Origin of the sequence: Shewanella colwelliana ATCC 39565, from assembly GCF_000518705.1 — a bacterium.
Taxonomy (GTDB): Bacteria; Pseudomonadota; Gammaproteobacteria; order Enterobacterales; family Shewanellaceae; genus Shewanella; species Shewanella colwelliana.
Genome location: NZ_JAEC01000043.1, coordinates 1 through 25,281, shown reverse-complemented (window position 1 = coordinate 25,281; position 25,281 = coordinate 1). Strand labels below are relative to the sequence as shown.

General features: G+C 44.9%; 41 protein-coding genes. 34 read left to right on the top strand and 7 right to left on the bottom strand.

All coding sequences use genetic code 11. The features are described 5' to 3' along the window. From L876_RS0115795 to rplQ, 29 genes are all read left to right on the top strand, one after another. Window positions 1–758, top strand: a 758-nt coding sequence (locus tag L876_RS0115795) for an elongation factor Tu (protein WP_028764683.1), incomplete at its 5' end; no start/stop codon positions are given. Between the two features lie 362 nt (window positions 759–1,120). After that, window positions 1,121–1,432, top strand: coding sequence for a 30S ribosomal protein S10 (gene rpsJ / locus L876_RS0115790; RefSeq protein WP_011070616.1), 312 nt, complete (start codon window positions 1,121–1,123; stop codon window positions 1,430–1,432). A 27-nt stretch (window positions 1,433–1,459) separates the two neighbouring features. Further along, a complete protein-coding gene (gene rplC / locus L876_RS0115785; protein WP_028764682.1) occupies window positions 1,460–2,098 on the top strand; it encodes a 50S ribosomal protein L3 in 639 nt (212 codons plus the stop codon). 16 nt (window positions 2,099–2,114) lie between these two features. Continuing rightward, the gene (gene rplD / locus L876_RS0115780; RefSeq protein ID WP_028764681.1) at window positions 2,115–2,720 is read left to right on the top strand and encodes a 50S ribosomal protein L4; all 606 of its coding nucleotides are present in this window, start codon (window positions 2,115–2,117) and stop codon (window positions 2,718–2,720) included. Then, window positions 2,717–3,016 (top strand): 50S ribosomal protein L23, encoded by a 300-nt coding sequence (gene rplW, locus L876_RS0115775; RefSeq protein WP_028764680.1) that lies wholly within the window; start codon window positions 2,717–2,719, stop codon window positions 3,014–3,016. Before rplD ends, rplW begins: the two co-directional genes overlap by 4 nt. A gap of 16 nt (window positions 3,017–3,032) precedes the next feature. Continuing rightward, window positions 3,033–3,860, top strand: a complete 828-nt coding sequence (rplB, locus tag L876_RS0115770; protein ID WP_028764679.1) for a 50S ribosomal protein L2 — start codon at window positions 3,033–3,035, stop codon at window positions 3,858–3,860. Between the two features lie 11 nt (window positions 3,861–3,871). Continuing rightward, window positions 3,872–4,150, top strand: a complete 279-nt coding sequence (gene rpsS / locus L876_RS0115765; RefSeq protein ID WP_006083596.1) for a 30S ribosomal protein S19 — start codon at window positions 3,872–3,874, stop codon at window positions 4,148–4,150. Window positions 4,151–4,165: 15 nt separating this feature from the next. Continuing rightward, the gene (gene rplV, locus L876_RS0115760) at window positions 4,166–4,498 is read left to right on the top strand and encodes a 50S ribosomal protein L22 (RefSeq protein ID WP_011863971.1); all 333 of its coding nucleotides are present in this window, start codon (window positions 4,166–4,168) and stop codon (window positions 4,496–4,498) included. A gap of 9 nt (window positions 4,499–4,507) precedes the next feature. Next, window positions 4,508–5,197: a 30S ribosomal protein S3 gene (rpsC, locus tag L876_RS0115755; RefSeq protein WP_028764678.1), complete on the top strand. Its 690-nt coding sequence runs from the start codon at window positions 4,508–4,510 to the stop codon at window positions 5,195–5,197. Between the two features lie 11 nt (window positions 5,198–5,208). Then, complete coding sequence (gene rplP, locus L876_RS0115750; RefSeq protein WP_028764677.1) at window positions 5,209–5,619, top strand: 50S ribosomal protein L16; 411 nt, start codon at window positions 5,209–5,211, stop codon at window positions 5,617–5,619. Further along, complete coding sequence (gene rpmC, locus L876_RS0115745; RefSeq protein ID WP_011863974.1) at window positions 5,619–5,810, top strand: 50S ribosomal protein L29; 192 nt, start codon at window positions 5,619–5,621, stop codon at window positions 5,808–5,810. The genes rplP and rpmC overlap by 1 nt, the downstream gene beginning before the upstream one ends. Then, window positions 5,810–6,058 carry a 30S ribosomal protein S17 gene (rpsQ, locus tag L876_RS0115740; protein ID WP_028764676.1) on the top strand — a complete coding sequence of 83 codons (249 nt, stop codon included), beginning with the start codon at window positions 5,810–5,812 and terminating at the stop codon, window positions 6,056–6,058. Before rpmC ends, rpsQ begins: the two co-directional genes overlap by 1 nt. Before the next feature lie 179 nt (window positions 6,059–6,237). Then, a complete protein-coding gene (gene rplN / locus L876_RS0115735) occupies window positions 6,238–6,606 on the top strand; it encodes a 50S ribosomal protein L14 (protein WP_011863976.1) in 369 nt (122 codons plus the stop codon). Between the two features lie 11 nt (window positions 6,607–6,617). Further along, on the top strand, window positions 6,618–6,932 hold the full coding sequence (gene rplX / locus L876_RS0115730; RefSeq protein ID WP_028764675.1) for a 50S ribosomal protein L24: 315 nt from the start codon (window positions 6,618–6,620) through the stop codon (window positions 6,930–6,932). Between the two features lie 12 nt (window positions 6,933–6,944). Continuing rightward, window positions 6,945–7,484, top strand: a complete 540-nt coding sequence (rplE, locus tag L876_RS0115725) for a 50S ribosomal protein L5 (RefSeq protein WP_028764674.1) — start codon at window positions 6,945–6,947, stop codon at window positions 7,482–7,484. 10 nt (window positions 7,485–7,494) lie between these two features. After that, window positions 7,495–7,800, top strand: a complete 306-nt coding sequence (gene rpsN / locus L876_RS0115720) for a 30S ribosomal protein S14 (protein ID WP_028764673.1) — start codon at window positions 7,495–7,497, stop codon at window positions 7,798–7,800. A 23-nt stretch (window positions 7,801–7,823) separates the two neighbouring features. After that, window positions 7,824–8,216 (top strand): 30S ribosomal protein S8, encoded by a 393-nt coding sequence (gene rpsH, locus L876_RS0115715; protein WP_028764672.1) that lies wholly within the window; start codon window positions 7,824–7,826, stop codon window positions 8,214–8,216. Window positions 8,217–8,226: 10 nt separating this feature from the next. Then, window positions 8,227–8,757 (top strand): 50S ribosomal protein L6, encoded by a 531-nt coding sequence (gene rplF / locus L876_RS0115710; protein WP_028764671.1) that lies wholly within the window; start codon window positions 8,227–8,229, stop codon window positions 8,755–8,757. A 10-nt stretch (window positions 8,758–8,767) separates the two neighbouring features. Further along, entirely contained in the window at window positions 8,768–9,118 is a 351-nt protein-coding gene (gene rplR / locus L876_RS0115705; protein ID WP_028764670.1) for a 50S ribosomal protein L18, read from the top strand. Between the two features lie 13 nt (window positions 9,119–9,131). Beyond that, window positions 9,132–9,638, top strand: a complete 507-nt coding sequence (gene rpsE / locus L876_RS0115700; protein ID WP_028764669.1) for a 30S ribosomal protein S5 — start codon at window positions 9,132–9,134, stop codon at window positions 9,636–9,638. Window positions 9,639–9,643: 5 nt separating this feature from the next. After that, window positions 9,644–9,829 (top strand): 50S ribosomal protein L30, encoded by a 186-nt coding sequence (gene rpmD / locus L876_RS0115695; RefSeq protein ID WP_028764668.1) that lies wholly within the window; start codon window positions 9,644–9,646, stop codon window positions 9,827–9,829. Between the two features lies 1 nt (window position 9,830). Then, window positions 9,831–10,265, top strand: coding sequence for a 50S ribosomal protein L15 (rplO, locus tag L876_RS0115690; protein ID WP_028764667.1), 435 nt, complete (start codon window positions 9,831–9,833; stop codon window positions 10,263–10,265). Between the two features lie 7 nt (window positions 10,266–10,272). After that, on the top strand, window positions 10,273–11,613 hold the full coding sequence (secY, locus tag L876_RS0115685; protein ID WP_028764666.1) for a preprotein translocase subunit SecY: 1,341 nt from the start codon (window positions 10,273–10,275) through the stop codon (window positions 11,611–11,613). A gap of 21 nt (window positions 11,614–11,634) precedes the next feature. Further along, window positions 11,635–11,748 (top strand): 50S ribosomal protein L36, encoded by a 114-nt coding sequence (gene rpmJ / locus L876_RS22570; protein WP_006083579.1) that lies wholly within the window; start codon window positions 11,635–11,637, stop codon window positions 11,746–11,748. A gap of 117 nt (window positions 11,749–11,865) precedes the next feature. Further along, window positions 11,866–12,222, top strand: a complete 357-nt coding sequence (gene rpsM, locus L876_RS0115680) for a 30S ribosomal protein S13 (protein ID WP_028764665.1) — start codon at window positions 11,866–11,868, stop codon at window positions 12,220–12,222. Between the two features lie 17 nt (window positions 12,223–12,239). After that, window positions 12,240–12,632 (top strand): 30S ribosomal protein S11, encoded by a 393-nt coding sequence (gene rpsK, locus L876_RS0115675; RefSeq protein ID WP_011863988.1) that lies wholly within the window; start codon window positions 12,240–12,242, stop codon window positions 12,630–12,632. Window positions 12,633–12,667: 35 nt separating this feature from the next. Beyond that, entirely contained in the window at window positions 12,668–13,288 is a 621-nt protein-coding gene (gene rpsD / locus L876_RS0115670; RefSeq protein ID WP_028764664.1) for a 30S ribosomal protein S4, read from the top strand. 24 nt (window positions 13,289–13,312) lie between these two features. Next, window positions 13,313–14,302: a DNA-directed RNA polymerase subunit alpha gene (locus L876_RS0115665; protein WP_028764663.1), complete on the top strand. Its 990-nt coding sequence runs from the start codon at window positions 13,313–13,315 to the stop codon at window positions 14,300–14,302. Window positions 14,303–14,342: 40 nt separating this feature from the next. Further along, a complete protein-coding gene (gene rplQ / locus L876_RS0115660; protein WP_011863991.1) occupies window positions 14,343–14,735 on the top strand; it encodes a 50S ribosomal protein L17 in 393 nt (130 codons plus the stop codon). A 285-nt stretch (window positions 14,736–15,020) separates the two neighbouring features. On the opposite strand, the gene L876_RS0115655 is transcribed toward rplQ, so the two are convergent. The 6 genes from L876_RS0115655 to ccmA all read right to left on the bottom strand — a co-directional run bounded on the left by L876_RS0115655 (window position 15,021) and on the right by ccmA (window position 18,876). After that, the gene (locus L876_RS0115655) at window positions 15,021–15,998 is read right to left on the bottom strand and encodes an ABC transporter substrate-binding protein (protein ID WP_028764662.1); all 978 of its coding nucleotides are present in this window, start codon (window positions 15,996–15,998) and stop codon (window positions 15,021–15,023) included. 100 nt (window positions 15,999–16,098) lie between these two features. Further along, the gene (gene ccmE, locus L876_RS0115650) at window positions 16,099–16,584 is read right to left on the bottom strand and encodes a cytochrome c maturation protein CcmE (protein WP_028764661.1); all 486 of its coding nucleotides are present in this window, start codon (window positions 16,582–16,584) and stop codon (window positions 16,099–16,101) included. Between the two features lie 2 nt (window positions 16,585–16,586). Then, window positions 16,587–16,781 carry a heme exporter protein CcmD gene (ccmD, locus tag L876_RS0115645; RefSeq protein ID WP_028764660.1) on the bottom strand — a complete coding sequence of 65 codons (195 nt, stop codon included), beginning with the start codon at window positions 16,779–16,781 and terminating at the stop codon, window positions 16,587–16,589. Continuing rightward, entirely contained in the window at window positions 16,781–17,527 is a 747-nt protein-coding gene (locus tag L876_RS0115640) for a heme ABC transporter permease (protein ID WP_028764659.1), read from the bottom strand. Before L876_RS0115640 ends, ccmD begins: the two co-directional genes overlap by 1 nt. A 1-nt stretch (window position 17,528) precedes the next feature. After that, window positions 17,529–18,215, bottom strand: coding sequence for a heme exporter protein CcmB (gene ccmB, locus L876_RS0115635; RefSeq protein WP_028764658.1), 687 nt, complete (start codon window positions 18,213–18,215; stop codon window positions 17,529–17,531). Between the two features lie 10 nt (window positions 18,216–18,225). Then, window positions 18,226–18,876 (bottom strand): cytochrome c biogenesis heme-transporting ATPase CcmA, encoded by a 651-nt coding sequence (ccmA, locus tag L876_RS0115630; RefSeq protein ID WP_028764657.1) that lies wholly within the window; start codon window positions 18,874–18,876, stop codon window positions 18,226–18,228. A gap of 336 nt (window positions 18,877–19,212) precedes the next feature. On the opposite strand from ccmA, the gene L876_RS0115625 reads away from it, so the two are divergent. Continuing rightward, a complete protein-coding gene (locus L876_RS0115625; RefSeq protein ID WP_028764656.1) occupies window positions 19,213–19,506 on the top strand; it encodes a c-type cytochrome in 294 nt (97 codons plus the stop codon). A 118-nt stretch (window positions 19,507–19,624) separates the two neighbouring features. On the opposite strand, the gene ccmI is transcribed toward L876_RS0115625, so the two are convergent. Then, complete coding sequence (gene ccmI, locus L876_RS0115620) at window positions 19,625–20,869, bottom strand: c-type cytochrome biogenesis protein CcmI (protein ID WP_028764655.1); 1,245 nt, start codon at window positions 20,867–20,869, stop codon at window positions 19,625–19,627. A 407-nt stretch (window positions 20,870–21,276) separates the two neighbouring features. Between ccmI and L876_RS0115615 the strand changes: the two genes are divergently transcribed. From L876_RS0115615 to L876_RS0115600, 4 genes are read left to right on the top strand one after another with little or no spacing between them, the layout of a single operon-like run. Beyond that, window positions 21,277–23,253 carry a heme lyase CcmF/NrfE family subunit gene (locus L876_RS0115615; protein ID WP_028764654.1) on the top strand — a complete coding sequence of 659 codons (1,977 nt, stop codon included), beginning with the start codon at window positions 21,277–21,279 and terminating at the stop codon, window positions 23,251–23,253. A 17-nt stretch (window positions 23,254–23,270) separates the two neighbouring features. Next, window positions 23,271–23,828: a DsbE family thiol:disulfide interchange protein gene (locus tag L876_RS0115610; RefSeq protein WP_028764653.1), complete on the top strand. Its 558-nt coding sequence runs from the start codon at window positions 23,271–23,273 to the stop codon at window positions 23,826–23,828. Next, window positions 23,828–24,307, top strand: a complete 480-nt coding sequence (gene nrfF / locus L876_RS0115605) for a heme lyase NrfEFG subunit NrfF (RefSeq protein WP_028764652.1) — start codon at window positions 23,828–23,830, stop codon at window positions 24,305–24,307. Before L876_RS0115610 ends, nrfF begins: the two co-directional genes overlap by 1 nt. Beyond that, window positions 24,304–24,897, top strand: coding sequence for a TlpA disulfide reductase family protein (locus tag L876_RS0115600; RefSeq protein WP_028764651.1), 594 nt, complete (start codon window positions 24,304–24,306; stop codon window positions 24,895–24,897). The genes nrfF and L876_RS0115600 overlap by 4 nt, the downstream gene beginning before the upstream one ends. The last annotated feature ends 384 nt before the right edge of the window (window positions 24,898–25,281 follow it).

Here is a 25,281-nt window from a genome sequence, read left to right as displayed (position 1 = left end):
ACGAAGAGCTTCTAGAGCTAGTAGAAATGGAAGTTCGTGAACTTCTTAGCGAATATGACTTCCCAGGTGATGACCTACCAGTTATCCAAGGTTCTGCGCTTAAAGCCCTTGAAGGCGAGCCAGAGTGGGAAGCTAAGATCCTTGAACTAGCTGAAGCACTAGACACTTATATTCCTGAGCCAGAGCGTGCTATCGATGGTGCATTCATTCTTCCAATCGAAGATGTATTCTCAATCGCTGGCCGTGGTACTGTTGTTACTGGTCGTGTAGAGCGCGGTATCATCAAAGTAGGTGAAGAAGTAGAAATCGTTGGTATCAAAGATACAACTAAGACTACTTGTACTGGTGTTGAAATGTTCCGTAAACTGCTTGACGAAGGTCGTGCAGGTGAGAACTGTGGTGTACTACTACGTGGTACTAAGCGTGACGAAGTTGAGCGTGGTCAAGTATTGGCTAAGCCTGGTTCAATCACTCCACACACAACTTTCAAGTCAGAAATCTATGTTCTGTCTAAAGAAGAAGGCGGACGTCACACTCCATTCTTCAAAGGCTACCGTCCACAGTTCTACTTCCGTACAACTGACGTAACCGGTACTATCGAATTGCCAGAAGGCGTAGAGATGGTAATGCCTGGTGACAACGTAGCAATGACTGTAACACTAATCTGCCCAATCGCGATGGACGAAGGTTTACGCTTCGCAATCCGTGAAGGTGGCCGTACAGTTGGTGCTGGTGTTGTAGCTGAGATCGTAGCTTAATCGCAACGAGTCTTAACAGACACTAAAAAGGGCAGCTTATGCTGCCTTTTTTATTGCCTAAAATTTGACTAACGACAAACACTGGCTTTTCTGATCTCAATGAGTATAATGCTCACCACTTTGATGGATAGCGGACTAAGTGATGCTAATTCATTCAATGGGGTTGATCTCTGACTTTAGATCAGTATAATAGCCCCTCGCCTTAACCATTAGGCGAAAGATTGTCGGTTCTAGAAGCCGACGTAAAATAATACAGCGACTCCGATTTGGAGTCGAACGGTTAAATCATCTCGCTCTGCTTTTCCAGTAAGGAAGAAGCTAGAGGGTGATTTTTTATGTGTCCATTTTAGGAGCTCTGGTCAATGCAGAACCAAAGAATCCGTATCCGCTTAAAAGGATTTGATCATCGTCTGATCGATCAGTCTACTGCGGAAATCGTTGAAACTGCTAAGCGCACAGGCGCCCAGGTACGTGGTCCAATTCCACTACCAACGCGCAAAGAGCGTTATACCGTTTTGATCTCTCCACACGTTAATAAAGATGCGCGTGATCAGTACGAACTTCGTACTCATAAGCGTCTTGTTGACATCGTAGAGCCGACTGAGAAGACTGTAGATGCACTTATGCGTCTTGATCTTGCGGCAGGTGTTGACGTTCAAATTAGCTTAGGTTAATTGAGATCCTTAGAAGAGGTTTGAGGGATGGCTATCGGTCTTATCGGTCGTAAAGTAGGTATGACTCGCATCTTCAATGAAGATGGTGCGTCAATACCTGTAACAGTAATTGAAATTGCAGCTAACCGTGTTGCTCAAGTGAAAACTTTAGAAACTGACGGTTACCGTGCACTTCAAGTTACTACTGGTACCAAAAAAGCTAATCGCATCACTAAGCCAGAAGCTGGTCACTTTGCTAAGGCAGGCGTAGAAGCCGGTCGTGGTTTGTGGGAAGTTCGTTTGGCTGACGGTGAAGGCGAAGGCATTGAAGTTGGTGCTGAGCTTAATGTTGATATCTTCGCTGACGTAGCGAAAGTTGATGTTACTGGTCAATCAAAAGGTAAAGGTTTCCAAGGCGGTATTAAGCGTTGGAATTTCCGTACCCAAGATGCAACACATGGTAACTCATTGGCACATAGAGCTAACGGTTCTATCGGTCAAAACCAAACACCTGGTCGCGTTTTCAAAGGTAAGAAAATGTCAGGCCACATGGGTGCCGAGCGTGTTACTACTCAAAATCTAGACGTTGTACGTGTAGATGTTGAACGTAACTTGCTATTGGTTAAGGGTGCAGTTCCAGGCGCTACTAATGGCGACCTGATCATCAAGCCTGCCGTTAAAGCTTAGGTCTGAGGAGATAGTAATGGAATTGGTATTGAAAGACGCACAGAGTGCTCTTGAAGTTTCCGAAACTACCTTCGGCCGTGACTTTAATGAAGCACTGGTTCATCAGGTAGTTGTAGCATATGCTGCGAACGCGCGTCAGGGCACTCGTGCTCAAAAGACTCGCGCAGAAGTAATTGGCTCTGGCAAAAAGCCATGGCGCCAAAAAGGTACTGGCCGTGCACGTGCTGGTACAGTAAAAGGCCCAATCTGGCGTGGCGGTGGCGTAACTTTCGCTGCTAAAACACAAGATCACAGCCAAAAAGTTAACAAGAAGATGTACCGCGGAGCGCTTAAGAGCATTCTGTCTGAGTTAGTACGTCAAGATCGCCTTGTTGTCGTTGAGTCATTTGGTGTTGAAGCTCCTAAAACTAAAGAGCTAAAAGCTAAATTGGCAGAAATGAAGCTGGAAGACGTGTTGATTGTTACTCCAGAAATTGACGAGAACTTGTTCTTAGCTGCACGCAACCTATACAAAGTTGACGTACGTGATGTTGCTGGTATTGATCCAGTTAGCCTTATCGCGTTCAACAAAGTACTAGTTACTGCCGATGCTATTAAGCAAATCGAGGAGATGCTGGGATGATAAGCGAAGAACGTTTGCTAAAAGTTATTCTAGCGCCGCATATCTCTGAAAAGAGTACTGTTTGCGCTGAAAATAACAACACGGTAGTTTTCCGTGTAGCTATCGATGCGACTAAAGCTGAAGTAAAAGCTGCAGTAGCTAAGTTGTTCGAAGTTGAAGTAGATTCAGTTCGCACTTTGGTTAACAAAGGTAAAACTAAACGCACTGGCGCCCGTACTGGCCGTCGTAGCGATTGGAAAAAAGCCTATGTTACTTTAGCTGCAGGTGCTGATATCGATTTCGTCGGCGCTGAGTAAGCAAAGGAGAATTATCATGGCAGTTATTAAGTGTAAGCCAACCTCTGCTGGTCGTCGCCACGTAGTTAAAGTGGTGAACAGCGATCTGCACAAGGGTAAACCTTTTGCTGGCCTGTTGGCGAAAAAATCAAAAAGTGGTGGCCGTAATAATACTGGTCGTATCACTGTTCGTCACGTAGGTGGTGGACACAAGCAGCACTATCGTATTGTTGACTTTAAGCGCAACAAAGACGGTATTCCTGCAAAAGTTGAGCGTTTGGAATATGATCCAAACCGCACAGCAAACATCGCACTTGTTTTGTATGCTGATGGTGAGCGTCGTTATATCCTTGCTGCTAAAGGCATGCAAGCTGGTGATAAGATCCAGTCTGGTATCGATGCTGAAATCAAAGCGGGTAACGCTTTGCCATTACGCAACATCCCAGTAGGTAGTGTTGTACACGCAGTTGAAATGAAGCCTGGTAAAGGTGCTCAAATCGCTCGTTCAGCAGGTACTTATGTTCAAGTTGTAGCTCGTGATGGTGCCTACGCTACTCTACGTCTTCGCTCTGGCGAAATGCGTAAAGTACCAGTAGATTGCCGCGCGACTTTGGGTGAAGTTGGTAATGCCGAGCATATGCTACGCCAGTTAGGTAAAGCAGGTGCTAAACGCTGGAGAGGCGTACGCCCTACAGTTCGTGGTGTTGCAATGAACCCAGTAGACCATCCACATGGTGGTGGTGAAGGCCGTACTTCTGGTGGTCGTCATCCTGTTTCTCCATGGGGTGTTCCAACTAAGGGTTATAAGACTCGTAGTAACAAACGCACCGACAAGTACATTGTACGTCGTCGTAACAAAAAGTAAGAGGATTCGCCATGCCACGTTCTCTCAAGAAAGGTCCATTCATTGACCTACACTTGCTGAAGAAGGTAGAGAAAGCGATGGAAGCGGGTGACAAAAAGCCTATTAAGACTTGGTCTCGCCGCTCTATGATCATCCCTAACATGATTGGGTTGACCATCGCTGTCCATAATGGTCGTCAGCACGTACCTGTGTTCGTAACTGACGAAATGATCGGCCACAAGCTTGGTGAATTTTCACCAACTCGCACTTATCGCGGCCATGCTGCTGATAAGAAAGCGAAGAAGCGTTAATACGGGAGACCCAAGATGGAAGTTTTAGCTAAACATCGTTTTGCCCGTACGTCGCCTCAAAAGTGTCGTTTGGTTGCAGATCAAATCCGTGGACTGCCTGTTGCTAAGGCTCTCGAAATTTTAACTTTCAGCCCAAAGAAAGCTGCAGTACTCGTTAAAAAAGTACTTGATTCTGCTATCGCTAATGCTGAGCACAATGAAGGTGCTGACATTGACGAGCTGAAAGTTGGAAAAGTCTTTGTAGACGAAGGTCCAACAATGAAGCGTATCATGCCACGTGCTAAAGGCCGTGCTGATCGTATAATCAAGCGTACCAGCCACATCACTGTGGTTGTATCAGATCGCTAGGAGTTAGCAATGGGACAGAAAGTACATCCTAATGGTATCCGTCTGGGTATCACTAAGCCTTGGATCTCGACTTGGTACGCTGATAAATCAGATTATGCCAATAACTTGAGTAGCGACTGGGAAGTGCGTAAGTTTCTTGAAAAGAAGCTTAAGCAAGCATCAGTTTCTAAGATTGTTATCGAGCGTCCAGCGAAAAGCGTTCGCGTGACTATCCACACAGCCCGTCCAGGCGTTGTGATTGGTAAGAAAGGCGAAGACGTTGAAAAGTTGCGCAACCAAGTTGCCAAGTTGACTGGTATTCCAGCTCAAATCAACATCGCTGAAATCCGTAAGCCAGAGCTAGATGCTAAGCTTGTTGCCGAAGGCATCGCTTCTCAGCTAGAGCGTCGTGTTATGTTCCGTCGTGCTATGAAGCGCGCTGTTCAAAACGCTATGCGTCTTGGTGCTAAGGGTATTAAAGTTGAAGTGAGCGGCCGTCTAGGCGGCGCTGAGATTGCGCGTTCAGAGTGGTATCGTGAAGGTCGTGTACCTCTACATACACTGCGTGCTGATATCGACTATTCTACTGCAGAAAGTCACACTCAATACGGTGTGATCGGCGTTAAAGTTTGGGTCTTCAAAGGTGAAGTTCTAGACGGCGTTGTTCCTGCGCATGAAGAGCCGAAACAGCAGCCGAAGCGTAAGCCTCGCGGTAAATAGGAGAGCTGGCAATGCTGCAACCAAAACGAATGAAGTTTCGCAAAATGTTCAAAGGCCGCAACCGTGGTCTTGCGAACGGCACTGAAGTTAGCTTCGGTGAGTTCGGTCTGAAAGCTGTTGGACGTGGTCGTCTTACTGCTCGTCAAATCGAATCTGCGCGTCGTGCTATGACACGTCACATTAAACGTCAAGGTCAAATCTGGATCCGCGTTTTCCCTGACAAGCCAATTACCTCTAAGCCTCTTGAAGTGCGTATGGGTAAAGGTAAGGGTAACGTAGAATACTGGGTTTGCCAGATTCAACCTGGTAAGGTTCTTTACGAGATGAATGGTGTACCTGAAGCTTTAGCGCGTGAAGCGTTTACTTTAGCTGCTGCCAAGCTTCCAATTAAGACTACCTTCGTAACTAAGACGGTGATGTAATGAAAGCGAGCGAACTAACACAGAAGAGCGTTGAAGAATTGAACGCTGAACTGCTTGGTCTGCTGCGTGAGCAGTTTAATCTGCGTATGCAACACGCCACTGGTCAGTTGACTCAGACTCATCAGCTTAAAATCGTGCGTCGTAATATTGCGCGCGTTAAGACCATTATTACTTCTAAGGCGGGTGCATAATGACTGATAAAATCCGTACTTTGCAAGGTCGAGTACTTAGCGACAAGATGGACAAGTCTATCACTGTTGCTATTGAACGTAAGGTTAAGCATCCTCTATACGGGAAGTTTATCAAGCGTACTACTAAGATCCATGCACATGACGAAACAAATCAGTGTAATGCTGGCGATGTCGTGACTATTCGCGAATGCCGTCCGCTATCTAAGACTAAGTCTTGGACTCTGGTTGAAGTAGTAACAAAAGCCTAACTTAATTAGGTATTTAGCGAAACGGCTCCTTTCTGGGGGCCGTTTTTATTTTTAGTACTATCTATTCCTATTTTTGGGTGTTATACTTGCGCGCCATTTTGGACAATAATATTGTCAAAAGTGGTTAAAATATGCCCCAATTGTGGGATTTGTGAAGTAACGATAGCGGAGCACTTAAAATGATCCAAATGCAATCGACTCTAGAAGTCGCCTGTAACAGTGGCGCTCGTAGAGTTCAGTGTATTAAGGTCTTGGGTGGCTCTCATCGTCGTTATGCCGGTATCGGCGACGTCATCAAGGTTTCTGTAAAAGAAGCAATTCCTCGCGGTAAAGCGAAGAAAGGTGACGTGTATAACGCGGTGGTAGTCCGTACTAAGAAAGGCGTGCGTCGTCCAGACGGTTCTGTCATTCGCTTCGATCGGAACGCAGCGGTTTTGCTTAATGCAAACCTTGCACCGATTGGTACTCGTATCTTTGGACCAGTGACGCGTGAATTGCGTACCGAACAATTTATGAAAATTGTTTCACTGGCACCAGAAGTACTGTAAGGAGCTTCAAAATGGCAGCTAAAATCCGTCGTGAAGACGAAGTAATTGTACTAGCAGGTAAAGACAAGGGTAAACGCGGTAAGGTTTCTCGAGTTTTGCCAACTGGTAAATTAATTGTAGAAGGCATCAATCTTATCAAGAAGCACCAGAAGCCTAACCCTCAAATGGGTGTGACTGGTGGTATTGTTGAGAAAGAAGCAGCGATACAAGCATCAAATGTAGCGATTTTCAACTCTGCCACTGGCAAAGCTGATCGCGTTGGTTTCCGATTTGAAGACGGCAAAAAAGTCCGTTTCTTTAAGTCGAACAGTGAACTCATTAAGTAATTGGAGTAAACGATGGCGAAACTGCATGATAAATATAAAGAGACTGTTATCGCGGAACTTGCTAAAAAGTTCGGTTATACCAGTGTCATGCAAGTCCCTCGGATTGATAAAATCACCCTTAACATGGGTGTTGGCGAAGCTGTAGCAGATAAGAAAGTTATGGAGCATGCGCTTCGTGACATGACTGCTATCGCTGGTCAAAAACCAGTTGTAACTGTTGCTCGTAAATCAGTTGCTGGTTTTAAAATCCGTGATGGCTACCCGATCGGCTGTAAGGTAACTCTGCGTGGCGAACGCATGTGGGAGTTCCTTGAGCGTTTAGTTGATATCGCAATCCCGCGTATTCGTGACTTCCGAGGTTTGAGCGCTAAGTCGTTCGACGGACGTGGTAACTACGCAATGGGTGTACGTGAGCAAATCATCTTCCCGGAAATCGAGTACGATAAAATCGATAAAATCCGTGGTATGGATATTGTTATCACTACTACTGCGAAGAATGACGAAGAAGGCCGTGCTTTACTAGACGCCTTTAACTTCCCATTCAAGAAATAAGGGTAGCGAAATGGCAAAAAGTTCAATGAAAGCACGTGAAGCAAAACGTGCCAAGCTCGTGGCTAAGTATGCTGAACAGCGTCTAGCTCTTAAGGCTATCATTAGCAGTCCAACTACTTCTGAAGAAGATCGTTGGGATGCAGTTCTTAAGCTGCAAGGTCTACCACGTGACTCAAGTTCTGCGCGTCAGCGTAATCGTTGTAGTCAAACTGGTCGCCCACATGGTTTCCTACGCAAATTCGGCCTTAGCCGTATTAAATTGCGTGAAGCTACCATGCGTGGTGAAGTTCCTGGCCTGCGTAAGGCCAGCTGGTAATACTTGTCACGGAGTAAGCTAATATGAGCATGCAAGATCCAATTGCGGATATGTTAACTCGCATTCGTAACGGCCAAGCTGCTAAACACGTAACAGTATCTATGCCTTCTAATAAGCTAAAAGTTGCCATTGCGCAAACGCTTAAAGAAGAAGGTTATATCTCTGATTACGCTGTAGTAGGCGAAGCTAAACCGGCACTTGAAATTACGTTAAAGTATTTCCAAGGCCAACCAGTCGTTGAGACTATCCAGCGCGTTAGCCGTCCTGGTCTTCGTATTTACAAAGGTAAAAACGAACTTCCAAAGGTTATGGGCGGACTGGGTGTCGCAATCGTGTCCACTTCTAAAGGTTTGATGACTGATCGTACTGCCCGCCAAAATGGCATGGGTGGGGAAGTTATCTGCTACGTAGCATAAGGAGCTAGCAATGTCTCGTGTCGCAAAAGCACCAGTCGCTATCCCTGCAGGCGTAGAAGTGACTTTAAACGAACAAACTATCACCGTAAAAGGTTCTAAAGGTAGTTTGACTCGAGTAATTAACGCTGATGTTTCTGTTGTTGTAGAAAACAACGAAGTTAAGTGTGCACCAGTTGAAGGCGTGAAAACCGCTGCACAAGCTGGTACTGCTCGAGCTCTAATCAACAACATGGTTGTTGGTGTTAATGAAGGTTTCGAAAGAAAACTTACTCTAGTTGGTGTTGGTTACCGTGCGAAAATCGCTGGTAAAGGCATCGATTTGACTCTAGGTTTCTCACATCCTTTAGTTCACCAGCTTCCAGACGGCGTGACTGCAGAATGCCCAAGCCAAACTGAAATCGTACTTAAGGGTACTGATAAGCAGTTAATTGGCCAGGTTGCTGCAGAGATTCGCGGCTATCGTCCACCAGAGCCTTATAAAGGTAAGGGTGTTCGTTATGCTGATGAGCAAGTACGCCGTAAAGAGGCTAAGAAGAAGTAGGTAACGCGATATGGATAAGAAAACATCTCGCTTACGCCGCGCTACTCGCGCCCGTAAGAAGATCCAAGAGCTGGGCGTTAACCGTCTGGTTGTACATCGTACACCACGTCACACGTACGCACAGGTTATTGATGCCAACGCGCAAGTTGTGGCGGCAGCTTCTACTGCTGAGAAAGCGGTATCAGAGCAGCTTAAATACACAGGTAACGTTGATGCAGCAAAAGTAGTGGGTAAAACCGTTGCAGAGCGTGCTATCGAAAAAGGCGTAACTGTAGTTGCATTCGATCGTTCCGGCTTTAAGTATCACGGACGCGTTGCTGCATTAGCAGACGCAGCTCGTGAAGCTGGCCTACAGTTCTAAGGAATGATTAAAAATGGCTAAATTTGAAGCTCAACAACAAAAAGATGATCTGCAAGAGAAATTGGTTGCAGTAAATCGTGTTTCTAAAGTAGTTAAAGGCGGACGTATCTTTAGCTTCACTGCACTAACTGTAGTGGGTGATGGTAACGGTAAAGTCGGCTATGGCTATGGTAAAGCGCGTGAAGTACCTGCAGCAATTCAGAAAGCAATGGAAAAGGCTCGCCGTAACATTGTTTCTGTAGAACTTGTAAATGGTACTTTGCACCACCCTGTTAAGGGCCGTCATACTGGTTCGCGTGTTTACATGCAGCCAGCCTCTGAAGGTACCGGTATTATCGCCGGTGGTGCTATGCGTGCCGTATTGGAAGTAGCAGGCGTTCATAACGTTCTGTCGAAAGCATACGGTTCTACTAACCCGATCAACATCGTTCGCGCAACTGTCGATGCGTTGGTGCACATGAAGTCACCAGCACAAATCGCAGCTAAGCGTGGCCTGAATGTTGATGAAATTCGAGGTTAAGCACCATGGCTACTAAAACTTTAAAAGTGACACAGACTAAAAGCTCAATTGGACGTTTGCCAAAGCATCGTGCAACATTGACTGGTCTAGGTCTACGCCGTATTAATCACACTGTTGAAGTTGAAGATACTCCTTCAATTCGCGGTATGATTAACAAGGTTTACTACATGGTTTCGGTGGAGGAAGTATAAGATGCGTCTAAATACTCTATCACCTGCTGCAGGTGCTAAATCAGCAGCTAAGCGTGTAGGTCGCGGTATCGGTTCTGGCTTAGGTAAAACTTGTGGTCGCGGCCACAAAGGTCAGAAATCTCGTTCAGGCGGCGGCGTTCGCGTCGGTTTCGAAGGTGGTCAAATGCCACTTAAGATTCGTTTGCCGAAATTCGGTTTTACTTCGCGTAAAGCGTTGGTATCTGCCGAAGTTCGTATCAGCGAACTAGCTAAAGTTAACGGTGATGTTGTCGACTTGAATGCACTGAAAGATGCGAATCTCGTTACTCGCAACATACAGTTTGCTAAAGTCGTTCTTTCAGGTACCATTGAACGCCCTGTGACCGTTAAAGGTCTTAAGGTAACCAAAGGTGCTCGTGCAGCTATTGAAGCTGCCGGCGGAAAGATCGAGGAATAATACGTCGATGGCAAAACCAGGACTTGATTTAAAAAGCGCGAAAGGTGGATTTTCTGAACTGAAGACTCGCCTCCTGTTCGTGATTGGTGCGATTATCGTCTTTAGAGCCGGTTCGTTCGTGCCAATTCCTGGTATTGACGCAGCTGTATTAGCAGAGCTGTTTAATCAGCAGAAGGGTACCATCTTAGGCATGTTTAACATGTTCTCTGGTGGCGCCCTTGAGCGTGCTTCTATCTTTGCATTAGGTATCATGCCGTATATTTCGGCATCGATTATCATGCAACTATTGACTGTCGTGCACCCAGCATTAGCCGAACTTAAAAAGGAAGGCGAATCTGGGCGTAAGAAGATCAGTCAATATACACGATACGGCACTCTGGTCTTGGGTACATTCCAAGCAATTGGTATTGCAACAGGGTTACCAAACTTAGTCCCAGGTTTAGTAGTAAATCTCGGCTTTGGTTTCTACTTTGTTGCTGTTGTGAGCTTAGTTACAGGAACAATGTTCCTAATGTGGCTAGGTGAGCAGATTACTGAGAGAGGCATTGGTAACGGTATCTCGATATTGATTTTCGCAGGTATTGTTGCTGGTCTACCATCTGCTATCGGCCAAACGGCTGAGCAGGCGCGTCAAGGCGACTTGAACGTACTAGTATTATTGTTGATTGCGGTAATTGTATTTGCTGTAACCTATTTTGTTGTGTTTGTTGAGCGTGGACAACGTCGTATCGTTGTTAACTATGCTAAGCGTCAGCAGGGCCGTAAGGTGTTCGCTGCGCAAAGTACTCATTTACCACTTAAGGTTAATATGGCTGGTGTGATTCCACCAATCTTTGCGTCAAGCATCATTTTGTTCCCAGGTACACTGGCTCAGTGGTTTGGACAAAATGAAGGGTTATCTTGGTTAAGTGATTTTTCACTTGCAGTATCACCAGGTCAGCCGCTTTACTCATTGTTGTATGCAACAGCAATCATTTTCTTCTGTTTCTTCTATACAGCGTTGGTGTTTAACCCACGTGAAACAGCTGATAACTTGAAGAAGAGTGGTGCGTTTATTCCCGGGATCCGTCCTGGAGAACAGACTTCGCGTTATATAGATAAAGTAATGACTCGCCTAACATTAGCTGGCGCATTATACATTACCTTTATCTGTTTAATTCCGGAGTTCATGTTAATCGCGTGGAAGGTGCAGTTCTATTTTGGCGGTACCTCACTACTAATTATGGTAGTCGTGATCATGGACTTCATGGCTCAGGTTCAGACTCATATGATGTCACATCAGTATGAGTCTGTGATGAAGAAAGCTAACCTAGTTAACAAAGCGAATTTAGATCGCTTTGGACGCTAAGTAGCTTTACGGAGTGATGAAATGAAAGTTCGAGCTTCCGTGAAGAAGATCTGCCGTAACTGCAAGATCGTAAAGCGTAGCGGCGTTGTACGCGTTATCTGTGTTGAACCAAAACACAAACAGCGTCAAGGCTAAAAAACTTTTGACCAGCTCAATAATTGAGCTGGTCAAAATATTATTTGCAAAATTGTCATCTGTCGAGTATCCTACCGGGCTTTTCACAGATGGCCTTTAACTTATGAGGAGTGCATAGTGGCCCGTATCGCTGGCATTAACATTCCTGATCAAAAGCATACAGTCATTGCATTGACTGCTATCTATGGTATTGGACTTACTCGCGCACAAAAAATCTGCGCGGCTACTTCAATTGCTGAAGATGCTAAGATCAAGGAATTGAGCGAAGCTCAAATAGACACACTACGCGAAGAAGTTGCTAAATACATTGTAGAAGGTGACTTACGTCGTGAAGTATCCATGAACATCAAGCGTCTAATGGACCTTGGTTGTTATCGTGGTCTTCGCCACCGTCGTAGCCTGCCCCTTCGTGGGCAACGTACTAAGACCAATGCGCGTACGCGTAAAGGTCCACGTAAGCCAATTAGAAAGTAACGGGAAGGTAAACCAATATGGCTAAAGTTCCGTCACGTTCAACGCGCAAGCGCGTACGTAAACAGGTTGCTGATGGCATGGCTCATATCCATGCATCTTTCAACAACACAATTATTACCATTACAGATCGTCAAGGTAATGCACTATCTTGGGCAACTTCTGGTGGTTCAGGTTTCCGTGGTTCACGTAAATCTACCCCGTTTGCTGCACAGGTTGCTGCTGAGCGCGCAGGTGTTGCTGCTCAGGACTACGGTGTTAAAAACCTTGAAGTTTTTGTGAAGGGTCCAGGTCCAGGTCGTGAATCAGCTATTCGAGCGCTGAACGCGGTTGGTTATAAAATAACCAACATTACCGATGTGACGCCGATCCCTCATAATGGTTGTCGTCCTCCTAAGAAACGTCGCGTTTAATCGCTCGTTTTTAATAGGATAGTTGGAGAAAGAACATGGCAAGATACTTGGGTCCAAAGCTCAAGCTCAGCCGCCGAGAAGGTACAGACCTTTTCTTAAAAAGCGGCGTGAGAGCAATTGATTCGAAGTGTAAGCTTGAAGCTGCACCTGGACAACACGGCGCTCGTAAAGCACGTTTGTCTGAGCATGGCGTTCAGTTACGCGAAAAACAAAAAGTTCGTCGTACTTATGGTGTGCTAGAAAAGCAGTTCCGTAACTACTACAAAGACGCTGCACGTCTAAAAGGTAACACTGGTGAAAACCTACTTACTCTTCTAGAAACTCGTTTAGATAACGTCGTTTATCGTATGGGTTTTGGTGCAACACGTGCTGAAGCACGTCAGCTAGTTAGCCATAAGTCTATTATGGTCAACGGCCGCGTTGTTAATATTCCATCGTTCAAAGTGTCTGCGAATGATGTAATTAGCGTTCGTGAGAAGTCTCAAAAGCAAGCTCGTATTAAAGCTGCTTTAGAAGTTGCGTCTCAGCGCGAAAAGCCAACATGGGTTGAAGTAGATGGTGCTAAGATGGAAGGTGCTTTCAAGCGTCTACCAGAGCGTAGCGACTTGTCTGCGGAAATTAACGAACAGCTGATCGTCGAGCTTTACTCTAAGTAAAGCTAATAAACAAGAGAGGACACAATGCAGGGTTCTGTTACAGAATTTCTTAAACCGCGTCTCGTTGATATCGAGCAGGTTAACCCAACACGTGCCAAGGTTACACTAGAACCACTTGAGCGTGGTTTTGGTCACACTTTAGGTAACGCGTTGCGTCGTATCCTATTGTCGTCTATGCCCGGCTGCGCGGTTACCGAAGTCGAGATTGATGGTGTACTGCACGAATACAGCAGCAAGGAAGGCGTACAAGAGGATATCCTAGAGATCTTGCTTAACCTGAAAGGGTTAGCAGTGGTTGTCGAGGGTAAAGACGAGGCTATGCTTACTTTAAGCAAGTCAGGCGCAGGCCCTGTTACCGCAGCAGATATCACGCACGATGGTGATGTTACTATTATGAATCCTGATCATGTTATCTGTCATTTGACCGGTAATAATGATATCAGCATGCGCATCCGTGTTGAACGTGGTCGTGGTTATGTTCCAGCTTCTGCTAGAGCACAAACCGAAGACGACGATCGACCAATTGGTCGCTTGTTAGTGGATTCATCTTTCTCACCTGTCGCGCGTATTGCTTACAATGTTGAAGCAGCACGTGTTGAACAGCGTACTGACTTAGACAAACTCGTTATCGATATGACCACAAACGGTACTATTGATCCTGAGGAAGCAATTCGTCGTTCTGCAACAATTTTGGCTGAACAGCTAGATGCGTTTGTTGAACTTCGTGATGTCACTGAGCCAGAGCAGAAAGAAGAGAAGCCAGAGTTCGACCCGATTCTGTTGCGTCCTGTCGACGATCTAGAGCTAACTGTACGTTCGGCTAACTGTTTGAAAGCCGAAGCGATTCATTACATCGGAGATCTGGTACAGCGTACTGAGGTTGAGCTACTTAAAACACCTAACTTGGGTAAGAAATCTCTTACCGAAATTAAGGATGTGTTAGCTTCTCGCGGACTTTCATTAGGTATGCGTCTCGAAAACTGGCCTCCAGCTAGTTTAGCAGACGACCTATAAAGTCCTAGTTTGTACAGATTTAGGTAATAAGGATTAGGTCATGCGCCATCGTAAGAGTGGTCGTCAACTAAACCGTAACAGCAGTCATCGCCAAGCTATGTTTCGTAACATGGCAAGCTCTTTAGTCCGTCACGAAGTGATCAAGACTACTGTAGCTAAAGCGAAAGAACTGCGTCGCGTAGTTGAACCTCTAATAACACTTGCTAAGAGTGATAGCGTTGCAAATCGTCGTTTGGCGTTTGCTCGTACTCGCGACGCTGAAGTCGTTGGTAAGTTATTTAATGAATTGGGTCCACGCTACCAGGAACGTCCTGGTGGATATACCCGTATCCTTAAGTGCGGTCTACGTACTGGTGATAAAGCGCCTATGGCGTATATTGAACTAGTAGGTCGTCCAGAAGCTGCTGAAGCTGTTGAAGAAGCTGCTGAGTAACACTGGGATTCATTGTTAAAAAGCCGGGCAATAGCCCGGCTTTTTTATGTCTGTAATTTGTTTAACTTATTTTTATTACCTTCAGTATTAACTGGCATGCTTGTGATTGCGGTCACGGCTCTTTCATAAGCCGTAATTGATCGACGGTGCTGCCGTTTACATCATTTAGCTAATAAGTACCCTTAACATAGCTGGTATAGCTTAAATTTTTCGTTATTTGGAACACTTTAACGCTAACCTCTCTAGTGCCGAGATTGGATTTGTTCCCATGTGGACTCTGTTGGCTTAAGGGGTATAGTTGCTCTTTTTTACTAGGTTATCTGATAAAGTAAGATTCCACTTAGCTAGCCCTGATTTACTAAAGAGAAAACGTCCTTTGCGGTCGCTCACATAGTGTATCTGGTCCGGTTGTCGCCCGGCTGCTATTTGATTGATAAGTTCCGCGGCCAACTCACCATGTAGGTACCCGTCTAAGACATAGCCGCCAATATTTGCATTGTGGCCAACGCTAAAGTCCCAGAAGCCAAAATGAGGCAGTTGTGCGTTAGCTGCTGTCCAGGACATGATTTCATTTGGCGGCACAAGGGCCTCCTTTGAATCTCTTAATGTGTGATACAAGCCGATGAAGATTGCTCGGTAGCCGCTCCGCTTTGCCTGCCTTATTGAACTTTTCCACTCCGCAAAAGTCGTTATCTGCTGAAAGTCGACCTGTATATGCCCTAATCGGGTTGTATTGGATGTGGCTGAGATCTGTCGTATTGCAGCCCTAGATGTGGGACTGTTATCGAACATAACTAGTATTTTACTATTGTGAGCTTGGGGGAGGACACCGTCGAACATTAGTACGTTCCTTTTAAAGAGTGGGCGTTCCAGTACTCCGGTGAAATTGTTGAAATTGTGTAATCCATATTCTCGTGGGTTAGCATTTAGCCCAAGAAATACCACGGGTATTTTTGTGTTGCTGAGCCGCTCACTAAGGCTGCTGATGGCATTATCATCAGCCAGTACTATCACGTTGGGTGTTTGACTTTGAATCGCCCTCCACGTTTCATTTGCTCTTTGTGGCAGAGTCTCGATTGGGAGTCTTTTAGTGTCTAAATAGTAATGGGTAACATCTGTTGCTGTTGAAAAATGGTCAGTAAGACCTTTCGTATAGGCCTCAACCCATGGGTACTCGGCATGGTAACTGTGAACAATGGTGATGGAGTTTGCTGTAGCAGTAAAGCTCAGCATAGTGATAAGGGCTGTTAATACTATATTCACTGATTAGACCCGACAGATCATTTTATATAGTTATAGTTCATCCCTAGTAAAGGCGCATAAAAAAGGCCTCAATAGAGGCCTTAGATGAAATTGTTAACGATTAATATTTTGATTTCTGATCGTCGTTGTATTCGAGTTTGTCATGGGTCTGACCCATTGCTTCGGCAACTTCTGGTGGCATATAGTTTTCGTCGTGCTTAGCCAGTACTTCAGTCGCCTCCAATTTACCATTTTCAATCAGCACACCTTGGGCGACAATACCTTGACCTTCACGGAATAGATCTGGGAGCAGATCATCGTAAGTCACAATGATTTCACCGCCGAGCGAGTCATGTACTGCAAACTCGACATGAAGGCTGTTTGGATCGCGGAGCATTGAACCGACGGTAACCATACCACCAACACGGATACGTTGGCCTACTTCAGGTTTAACACCAGTATCTTTTTTACCTTGAACAATTTCAGTCGGCGTATAAAACAGGTTAAGGTTTGAATTCAACGCATATAATAATAGCGATGCAATGGCGGCTACACCACCGATAAGTGCGGTAGCGAGTGCGAGTCTTTTTTTACGTCTAGCGTTCACTGTTAATTACTCCGGTTGGCTTTTAAGCGTTCTTCACGTTGGATTTTCTTTGCAATCTCAGTCAATATCTTACGTTTTTGACGAAGACTGACGATAACGAGTGTTCCAAGTGAAAAGAATGTAACTCCATAAGCGAGCCATACATAAAAAGCATAGCCACCCATATTAAAAAAATCTGCTAATGAATCGAACTGCATTATTTGACCCCTTCAGCTGTCGCGAGTTCCCTAACCCAAGGACGCATTCCGTTACGCGCAAGAATTTCTGCTCTGAAGCGCACTAATGTGATAGCACCAATCATCAGGCCGAACCCAAGGATATTAATAAGTAACGGCATCAGCATTTCCATGGCCATTGAAGATTTTTCTGTAATCTTAATGGTCGCTGGCTGATGAAGCGAATTCCACCATTCAACTGAATACTTGATGATTGGAATGTTAATCACCCCGACGATGGCGAGAATGCCTGCAGCGCGAGCGGCTAACACTTTATCTTCAAACGAGGCATAGAGTGAAATGACGCCTAGATACAGGAATAACAGCACCAACTCAGAAGTCAGGCGTGCATCCCATACCCACCAAGTGCCCCACATTGGTTTACCCCATGTCGCGCCAGTGATAAGCGCAATGAAAGTCACGACCGCACCAATAGGAGCAATAGCGGCTGCGGCCCAGTCTGCTGATTTTATTTGCCAGACGAGTCCGATAAATGCGGATGTTGCCATCGCCATATAAGCTGACATAGACATGGAAGCCGCAGGTACATGTATAAAGATGATTCTATAACTATCACCTTGTTGATAGTCGACTGGAGCAAATAATAGCCCCCAAATTGAACCGACGCCAATAAATCCGATTGCTAGTGCTGAAAACCATGGCAGCAATGTGCCAGCGAGTTTATATGCACGTTCTGGGTCTGCATAAGAATGTAGCCATTTCCACATTTTAGTTAGTACTCACTCTTAGAGAAGCGCCAATAGCAAAAGGCGCTAAGATTAACGAACCGACCAACATAGCACCAATAATGGCGAGATGGCCGCTGTAGGGTAAATTCAACCCTGCTGCATCAATTGCACTGGTGGCAAAAATCAGCACAGGTATATATAAGGGTAAAATAAGTAAACTTAATAATACTCCCCCTTTACGGAGGCCTACGGTTAAGGCGACGCCAATCGCTCCTAGTAAGCTTAACACCGGAGTCCCTAATGCTAACGTTGCCATCAATGCACCATAGCTGTTGTCATCGAGGTGGAGCAAAACTGCTAAAAGTGGTGCGACCAATATTAGTGGCACCCCAGTCAAGATCCAATGTGCTAGCACTTTTGCTAACACCATTAGCGAAAGAGGCTGCGGGCTCAGCAACATTTGTTCAAGACTGCCATCAACAAAGTCGGCTTTAAATAATCGTTCCAATGACAGCATTGATGCTAGCAGTGCTGCGACCCAAATAATACCAGGGGCCACACGGGATAAAACCTGTGGTTCGGGTCCAATGCCTAGTGGGAAAAGTGTCACCACTAGGATAAAAAATAGTAGAGGATTAAATATATCCCCTTTGTGTCTAATGGCAATTTGCAGATCACGCTTTAGTAGGGTGAAGAATGCTTGAGTAAAACTAATGCCTTTATTCATTTACAGCACCTTATATAAAGCGATAGTCGAGACGGATTTTACGCAAGATGTCATCACCTATGATACTCATGTCTTGGTGAGTGGTCATGATGACACAGCCGCCGTTTTGGGCATGCTGTAGAAATAGTTGCTCCAACTCTTCAACGCCTTTTTTATCGATAGCCGTAAATGGTTCGTCTAGCAGCCATACTTTACAATTGGTATGCCATAAACGCGCTAGGGCTGTTCGTCTATGTTGTCCTGCTGAAAGGTGGCCTGCCAAAGCCTCTTCAAAGCCAGAAAGGTTAACTTTGTTTAGGATCGCAGTGCTATCAAAGTCATCATACCCGCTAATTCTTAAATTGAAGTTAAGATTTTCTTCAGCGGTTAACTCACTTTTAACACCGGCAAGATGGCCGAGGTAGAGTAGGTCGTCGTTGTATTCATCACGGCAGCGGTTAATGTCTTCACCTTTGTAGCGGGCTTCACCAGCATAAGGACGTGACAAGCCTGCGAGTATCCGTAACAGGCTGGTCTTTCCCGAACCGTTAGGTCCTTCGATTTGTACTATTTCACCTGCCTGAATATGAAAGCTTAACTCGTCGAATAAAATTCGCTCCTCGCGAATACAGGTCAAATTGTCAGCCGATACCAGTGTTGTTGCTGTTTTTTCTTCTACCACTGAACCCTCTATCTCAAGCCATGTATCAACACAAACGATATTAACATAATCCCTAATTGGGGTTTAGTCTTGGTTACTTTTTAGTGTCAGCAATTTGATATGCTTCCAAAAAGTGAAACCTTTTACCATGCCGCATTGAACTTTTTCAACTTTTGCTAATGTAACAGTAAATTGAGATGCCTAGTGCATATTGCACTTGGGAATTCTGATATTAATCACAAAAAGGTGAGATTTATCGAAGATTGATGTATTCTAGAGCAGCTAAACATAAGTCTACCCGCGATAAAGTCAGGGTGGCATTGAGCTTTGTTAATATTTGCATTAGGAACGTTGAACATGAAAAAACTGTTAGCATTGTCAGCAGTGGCTGCATTGACCTTGTCTGCAAACGTATTTGCGCAAGAAGGTGAAGCTGTATATAACAAGGCATGCCAAGTATGCCACAGTATGGGTGTTGCTGGTGCACCAAAATCTCATGACGTTGCTGCATGGGAGCCACGCTTAGCCAAAGGTATGGACGCATTAATTGGTAGTGTTAAAGGTGGTCTAAACGCGATGCCACCAGGTGGTATGTGTACAGATTGTACTGACGAAGATTACAAGAATGCTATCGAGTTCATGTCGAAGTAATCTTAGTGAGTAAAAAAAACCGGCTTATGGCCGGTTTTTTTATCACTAGCGTTCATGTGTATAAACCCTTTGCACAAAAAAGCCGACACTGAAGTCGGCTTTTTTAATGGCTAGTTATCTACTGAACTTGTGTGTCTAACACCAGTTGTGCGCTTGAGCCCACAGCCATTGTCTCTAGGCGACCCTGAATATCACCTGGTTGCGCTTTAACTGATCCGTGTTTAGACAATACAGCGATAATCTCAACATTGTTTGCATCACTAAGTTTGATATCGCCACCCATACCAGTGCTATCGTCCAAAGTGATTGATGTAGGTAGTGACTTTGCTGAGATCTTCGTTGCCGCTAAAGGAATTTTAGGTCCTTCAGTGCTACGAGCAAAGATAAATAGCATATCCGTACTACTCACTTGTGCTTGTAGTTCTGGAGAAATCGATACGTCGATGGTCACTGTTTTAGTTGCTTTGGCTTGCTGATGAGTGCTGTCGTTTGGCATCTCACCTGTTTCAGCTTGCATTCTCATCTTGGCACTTTCAATCGCGTTAATGATAGCACTGCGGTCTACATCGCTGCGGTCGCTATCTAGGATAGTCTGCCACGCCTGAATCGACTTTTGATAATCGGCAGAGAAGAATGCGTCCATACCGACTAACAATAGTGTAGATGGATCTTCTGGGTCCAGCGCCAAAGACTGATCAACAATTGCCTGAATCTGTGGTGTCATACGTTGATTGGCTTTATAGTAAAGAGCAGTGGCTTTAGGGCCGAGTAGTTCTGCATGGGTACCGACTAAAACCATCGCCTTGTCGAACGCTTTTACTGCTTCATCATAACGATTGGCGCTAATATAGGTGTGACCTAGGCTAAATAGAAGCTGACTGTTTTCTGGTTCGGCTTTTAGCTGCGATTCCATCATCTGAATGCGCTGTGCCATGATTTGGCTGGCATCCATCCCTGCGTGTGGATTATCAGGAACAGCTTGATCTAAGTTGGCATAGGCACCTAAGCTACTATAGAAGTATCCTGAGACTCCAAGTATCGCCACAGACATTAATACTGGCCACAACAAGCCTTTCGGTTTAACTTGATTAACTAGAGATTCATCTTCGCCTTGCTTCATGTCTTGTAGCAAACTGATCTCGAGCTCTCTCTTAAGAGCGTCAAACTCGCCTTGATCGAGAAGTTCATCTTCGAGTTCTTTTTCTAATGTAGCTAATCGATTGTTAAACAAATCGAGGTTCGTTGCTTTACGAACACCCGCTTGTTCCGTTTGCCGCATTTTCTGCTGACGGAAGTGAGGAAACCAAATCAGCCCAAGGCTGACTAACACAAAAAGCGCAATAAAAATCCAGAGAGTGGTCATTATTTCTTTTTCACATTAGTTACAAAGTAAGCGGGGATGCCGCGCGATTAGGAATAAGATTATACGGAAAGATTATTCATTGAACAGTAATATAAGGGAATAGATGACTTAAAAGATGATACTTTTGCACTGGTTCACAGTTCGATTCTATTTTCGAAAAATGATTGAAACTTAAGTTTCAATCAAGGGTCAGAGCATAAAATCAGTCGGTTTTAACAATTGTTACATCTGTCTCCCGAGCGTAAGAATGAGACAGGTCACCCATAATTGTTCGAAAGAAGCAGACAGATACAATAGCAAATACTAAAATGACTCAAAATTTGTACCTTGAGCAGTGTGAATTACAAACGCTTGCGCATCACTAGAGATTGTTTTTATTGATGCATAATTAGGACTGAGGAAACCCCATGATCCCTGAATTAGGACACTTTTCGTTAATAATAGGTTTGGCTTTTGCCTTCTTATTAGCTAGCGTTCCCTTGATAGGTGTGGCTCGTAAAGACCAATACCTTGTTCGCTATGCTTGGCCTTTGAGCTATGGCATGTTTTTCTTTATTTTTCTCTCTGTTATCGTTTTAGGCTATAGCTTTGCCGTCGATGATTTCTCGGTGGCGTATGTCGCCCATCATTCTAATTCACAACTGCCAATATTCTTTAAAATTGCTGCAGTGTGGGGCGGACATGAAGGCTCTCTGCTATTTTGGGTTTTCTCTTTATCTTGCTGGGCGGCCGCAGTTGCCTTCTTTAGCAAAGGCTTAGAAGAGGTCTTTACCGCCCGTGTTCTTGCCGTTTTAGCAATGATCACGATTGGATTCACCCTCTTTATGGTGCTTACATCTAGTCCATTTGAGCGCTTGTTCCCTATCCCATTGGAAGGGCGAGACCTCAACCCAATGCTGCAGGATGTCGGGCTTATTTTCCATCCACCTATGCTTTATCTGGGTTATGTTGGCTTCTCTGTTAGCTTTGCATTTGCTATTGCAGCATTGATGGGCGGACGTTTGGATTCAGCTTGGGCTCGATGGAGCCGTCCGTGGACATTGGCCGCTTGGGTATTCCTAACTGGTGGTATCTCTCTTGGTTCGTGGTGGGCATATTATGAATTAGGTTGGGGCGGTTGGTGGTTCTGGGATCCCGTTGAGAACGCATCATTCATGCCTTGGTTGATCGGTACCGCACTGCTTCACTCTGTCATTGTGACAGAGAAACGTGCGACGTTCCGTAACTGGACTGTTCTACTGTCTATTTTCGCATTTTCTCTCAGTTTGCTCGGTACCTTTATCGTTCGTTCGGGCGTACTGACCTCTGTGCACTCTTTTGCTGCCGACCCAAGTCGAGGTATGTTCATTCTACTGCTACTAGGTTTAGCGATTGGTGGGTCACTCACACTCTTTGCGTTTAGAGCCAGTGACATGAAGAGCCCGGCACGTTTCGAGTTGATGTCCAGAGAAACGATGCTATTAGTGGGTAATATCTTGCTGACTGTAGCGTGTGGTACTGTTCTGTTAGGGACACTTTACCCACTACTAATTGACGCACTGAACATGGGTAAAATCTCTGTAGGTCCTCCATATTTCAATGCAGTATTTGTACCTATTGTACTTGTTCTGTTTGTCTTTATGGGAATTGGTCCAAATATTCGCTGGAAGCGCGCTAAAGCGGGCGAACTTAAGAGTAAGCTTGTTATTCCTGCGGTAGTTGCGACTATTGCCGGTGTTGCTGCACCTTTCCTTGTTGATGGCAACTTCAATATTTGGGTTGTACTAGGTATTGGTACAGCGACTTGGATCCTGTTAGCGACGCTCCGCGCTGGCTATGACATGATTAGCGGCAAAGATGGGATTAGTCTCGCACGCCTTGGTCGTAGTCAACTTGGTATGATCATCGCTCATTTAGGTATTGCTGTATCTGTGGTAGGTGCAACGATGGTGTCGAACTACTCAATTGAAAAGAGTGTTCGTATGGGGCCTGGTGTAACCCAAGAGTTAGCGGGTTATAGCTTCCATTATATCGAAACCAAAAATGTTGTTGGACCAAACTACACAGCGCAACAAGGTCAAGTTGAAGTCACAAAAGATGGTGAGTTCGTAACACTCTTAAGACCGGATCGTCGCCAGTATAATGTCCGCACTATGGATATGACTGAAGCTGGAATTGATTGGGGTGTATTCCGTGACCTTTATATCACTATGGGCGATCCAATCAGCCGCACAGAATTTGCGGTGCGCTTGAACTATAAACCATTTGTTCGCTGGTTATGGTTCGGTAGCATCTTTATGATGGTCGGTGGTTTCTTTGCTGCATCGGATAAACGCTACCGCAGCGTTAAAGAAACAGAAGCATCTAAAGAAAAAGCTAAAGAGAAAGATTTAGCTACGGCATAACTTGAATTGGGGCAAGTATGAAGAAAAGGCTAGTACTATTTATTCCGTTAGTATTGTTTCTGGTGATGGGGGTATTCCTATATAAGGGGTTATTCCTTAATCCACAGCAACTTGATTCTGCCCTAGAAGGAAAGCCGATCCCGGCTTTCCAGTTAGAGCGTCTAGAGGATTCGAACGAAATAATTACAAATGAAAGTTTAAAAGGGCAAGTGTCGTTATTAAATGTTTGGGCAACTTGGTGTCCATCATGTAAATACGAGCACCCTTACTTAATGCGCTTGGCTAGACAGAACATCTTGCCAATTTATGGGATTAACTATCGAGATGAGCGTGCGTTAGCAGTGAGAGAGCTAACCCGTGAAGGCGATCCGTACACTAAGAACATTTTTGATCATGATGGACGTCTGGGCCTAGATTTGGGTGTTTATGGTGCACCAGAAAGTTATTTAGTTGACCATAATGGCATTATTCGCTTTCGCTATGCTGGCCCAATTGACATGAGAGTTTGGAAAGAGACACTTTACCCAATGATTCAAGAACTACAGGCCGAAGCTAAAGCTGTGGGAGCATCATAATGAAAGCTATTTTTGCTGTGGTGAGTGCGTTGCTATTATCTGTTGCGTTGATGACGTCAGCGGTTGCGACGCCAGTCGATACTTATGAATTCAAAAGCGTCGATAACCAAAAACGTGCGCTCGACTTAGCGCACTCATTGCGTTGTCCTCAATGTCAAAACCAAAACTTAATCGATTCAAACTCGCCAGTTGCACAAGATCTGCGCTTGGAAGTTTATCAAATGGTCGATGCAGGTAAGGCTGATGCTGAAATTATTGAGTTTATGACGAGCCGTTATGGTGAGTTTGTACTTTATAAGCCTAAGATGGAAGCTAAGACTTACGTATTGTGGTTAGGTCCAATAGGCTTACTGCTTATTGGTCTGATGATTGGCTTTGTATTTGTTCGCAAACAACGTATCTCAAATGTAGTCGAGCAAGATATATCTGCAGAAGACCAAGCCGAGTTAGATAAACTACTCAAGCGAGATGGCAAATGAATGTTAAGTTAGTGAGCGCATTTGTGCTCACATTACTTTTATCTAGCATTGCTCACATTAATACCGCTTCTGCGTACCCAGGTATGCAGAAGAAAGATAGTAACCAAGTGCAGTCCAGTGTTGATCTAATCAATGTGTTACCTAAATCTTATCCAATAGATGCGGTGCCATTTAAAGATGCGGCAGGTAAGGCGATGGACTTTAGCCAGTATCGTGGTCAAGTGGTTATGGTAAATATGTGGGCAACATGGTGTCCGCCATGTGTGAGGGAGTTACCTGCTTTAGATCGTTTTAAAGCAAAGTTTGATCCTAAACAGTTTACCGTATTACCTGTCTCTATCGATCTAGATGGCAAAGATAAGGTTGAGCCATTCTTAAAGTCTTTAGGAATGGAGAACTTTGAAACCTACTACGATCCTAAGCAAAAGCTTGGACAGGTGTTTCCGCTCGATACCATTCCTGCGACATTTATTCTTAACAAAGAGGGCGAGCTGGTGGCCTTCGTCAGAACCTTTGTAGATTGGGATGATGCCAAAGCTGTCGATCTTATTAATAGCTTCATTGATACAGAGAGCACTAAAGCCCCTTAATCGCGATATTTGCTGACTAAATAAACGAAAAAGATCGTATTTGCCTAAAAGATCGGCATGCGATCTTTTTTTTATAAAAAGCCCTTGCGCCCATCCGAGAACTCCCTATAATGCGCATCCACTGACACGGCACAGCAGGCCAATCGCTCTTAGCAAACGCTAGGCAGCACGGGACTTGCAGCAGTGTGAGAGAGTTTAGTTTTTCGGAATTAGACTCAGGTGGTAAGCGCTTTAGCAGGCTTCCAATGTTGATTGATTATCACATCAGTGGTTAACAAATCATCGCTTGGAAAACTTCTTAAAATAAGCACTTGACGCCGACGACGGGAAGTGTAGAATACGCATCCCTAAGCCAACGACCTAGCGTCTAACGGCGGTATCTGA

Excerpts from the sequence above, each read along its gene's own strand:
- nrfF (WP_028764652.1), top strand. The coding sequence starts at position 23,828 with ATGAAAGCTATTTTTGCTGTGGTGAGTGCGTTGCTATTATCTGTTGCG.
- ccmD (WP_028764660.1), bottom strand. The coding sequence starts at position 16,781 with ATGCAGTTCGATTCATTAGCAGATTTTTTTAATATGGGTGGCTATGCT.
- rplP (WP_028764677.1), top strand. The coding sequence starts at position 5,209 with ATGCTGCAACCAAAACGAATGAAGTTTCGCAAAATGTTCAAAGGCCGC.
- ccmI (WP_028764655.1), bottom strand. The coding sequence starts at position 20,869 with ATGACCACTCTCTGGATTTTTATTGCGCTTTTTGTGTTAGTCAGCCTT.
- rplB (WP_028764679.1), top strand. The coding sequence starts at position 3,033 with ATGGCAGTTATTAAGTGTAAGCCAACCTCTGCTGGTCGTCGCCACGTA.
- L876_RS0115640 (WP_028764659.1), bottom strand. The coding sequence starts at position 17,527 with ATGTGGAAATGGCTACATTCTTATGCAGACCCAGAACGTGCATATAAA.
- rplF (WP_028764671.1), top strand. The coding sequence starts at position 8,227 with ATGTCTCGTGTCGCAAAAGCACCAGTCGCTATCCCTGCAGGCGTAGAA.
- rpsK (WP_011863988.1), top strand. The coding sequence starts at position 12,240 with ATGGCTAAAGTTCCGTCACGTTCAACGCGCAAGCGCGTACGTAAACAG.
- rpmJ (WP_006083579.1), top strand. The coding sequence starts at position 11,635 with ATGAAAGTTCGAGCTTCCGTGAAGAAGATCTGCCGTAACTGCAAGATC.
- rpsD (WP_028764664.1), top strand. The coding sequence starts at position 12,668 with ATGGCAAGATACTTGGGTCCAAAGCTCAAGCTCAGCCGCCGAGAAGGT.
- rplQ (WP_011863991.1), top strand. The coding sequence starts at position 14,343 with ATGCGCCATCGTAAGAGTGGTCGTCAACTAAACCGTAACAGCAGTCAT.
- rpsH (WP_028764672.1), top strand. The coding sequence starts at position 7,824 with ATGAGCATGCAAGATCCAATTGCGGATATGTTAACTCGCATTCGTAAC.
- L876_RS0115610 (WP_028764653.1), top strand. The coding sequence starts at position 23,271 with ATGAAGAAAAGGCTAGTACTATTTATTCCGTTAGTATTGTTTCTGGTG.
- rpmD (WP_028764668.1), top strand. The coding sequence starts at position 9,644 with ATGGCTACTAAAACTTTAAAAGTGACACAGACTAAAAGCTCAATTGGA.
- rplR (WP_028764670.1), top strand. The coding sequence starts at position 8,768 with ATGGATAAGAAAACATCTCGCTTACGCCGCGCTACTCGCGCCCGTAAG.
- rplV (WP_011863971.1), top strand. The coding sequence starts at position 4,166 with ATGGAAGTTTTAGCTAAACATCGTTTTGCCCGTACGTCGCCTCAAAAG.
- ccmB (WP_028764658.1), bottom strand. The coding sequence starts at position 18,215 with ATGAATAAAGGCATTAGTTTTACTCAAGCATTCTTCACCCTACTAAAG.
- rplE (WP_028764674.1), top strand. The coding sequence starts at position 6,945 with ATGGCGAAACTGCATGATAAATATAAAGAGACTGTTATCGCGGAACTT.
- rpsS (WP_006083596.1), top strand. The coding sequence starts at position 3,872 with ATGCCACGTTCTCTCAAGAAAGGTCCATTCATTGACCTACACTTGCTG.
- rplO (WP_028764667.1), top strand. The coding sequence starts at position 9,831 with ATGCGTCTAAATACTCTATCACCTGCTGCAGGTGCTAAATCAGCAGCT.
- rplN (WP_011863976.1), top strand. The coding sequence starts at position 6,238 with ATGATCCAAATGCAATCGACTCTAGAAGTCGCCTGTAACAGTGGCGCT.
- L876_RS0115600 (WP_028764651.1), top strand. The coding sequence starts at position 24,304 with ATGAATGTTAAGTTAGTGAGCGCATTTGTGCTCACATTACTTTTATCT.
- L876_RS0115625 (WP_028764656.1), top strand. The coding sequence starts at position 19,213 with ATGAAAAAACTGTTAGCATTGTCAGCAGTGGCTGCATTGACCTTGTCT.
- L876_RS0115615 (WP_028764654.1), top strand. The coding sequence starts at position 21,277 with ATGATCCCTGAATTAGGACACTTTTCGTTAATAATAGGTTTGGCTTTT.
- rpsC (WP_028764678.1), top strand. The coding sequence starts at position 4,508 with ATGGGACAGAAAGTACATCCTAATGGTATCCGTCTGGGTATCACTAAG.
- rpsN (WP_028764673.1), top strand. The coding sequence starts at position 7,495 with ATGGCAAAAAGTTCAATGAAAGCACGTGAAGCAAAACGTGCCAAGCTC.
- rplD (WP_028764681.1), top strand. The coding sequence starts at position 2,115 with ATGGAATTGGTATTGAAAGACGCACAGAGTGCTCTTGAAGTTTCCGAA.
- secY (WP_028764666.1), top strand. The coding sequence starts at position 10,273 with ATGGCAAAACCAGGACTTGATTTAAAAAGCGCGAAAGGTGGATTTTCT.
- rpsQ (WP_028764676.1), top strand. The coding sequence starts at position 5,810 with ATGACTGATAAAATCCGTACTTTGCAAGGTCGAGTACTTAGCGACAAG.
- rpmC (WP_011863974.1), top strand. The coding sequence starts at position 5,619 with ATGAAAGCGAGCGAACTAACACAGAAGAGCGTTGAAGAATTGAACGCT.
- rplX (WP_028764675.1), top strand. The coding sequence starts at position 6,618 with ATGGCAGCTAAAATCCGTCGTGAAGACGAAGTAATTGTACTAGCAGGT.
- rplC (WP_028764682.1), top strand. The coding sequence starts at position 1,460 with ATGGCTATCGGTCTTATCGGTCGTAAAGTAGGTATGACTCGCATCTTC.
- rpsJ (WP_011070616.1), top strand. The coding sequence starts at position 1,121 with ATGCAGAACCAAAGAATCCGTATCCGCTTAAAAGGATTTGATCATCGT.
- rpsE (WP_028764669.1), top strand. The coding sequence starts at position 9,132 with ATGGCTAAATTTGAAGCTCAACAACAAAAAGATGATCTGCAAGAGAAA.
- L876_RS0115665 (WP_028764663.1), top strand. The coding sequence starts at position 13,313 with ATGCAGGGTTCTGTTACAGAATTTCTTAAACCGCGTCTCGTTGATATC.
- rplW (WP_028764680.1), top strand. The coding sequence starts at position 2,717 with ATGATAAGCGAAGAACGTTTGCTAAAAGTTATTCTAGCGCCGCATATC.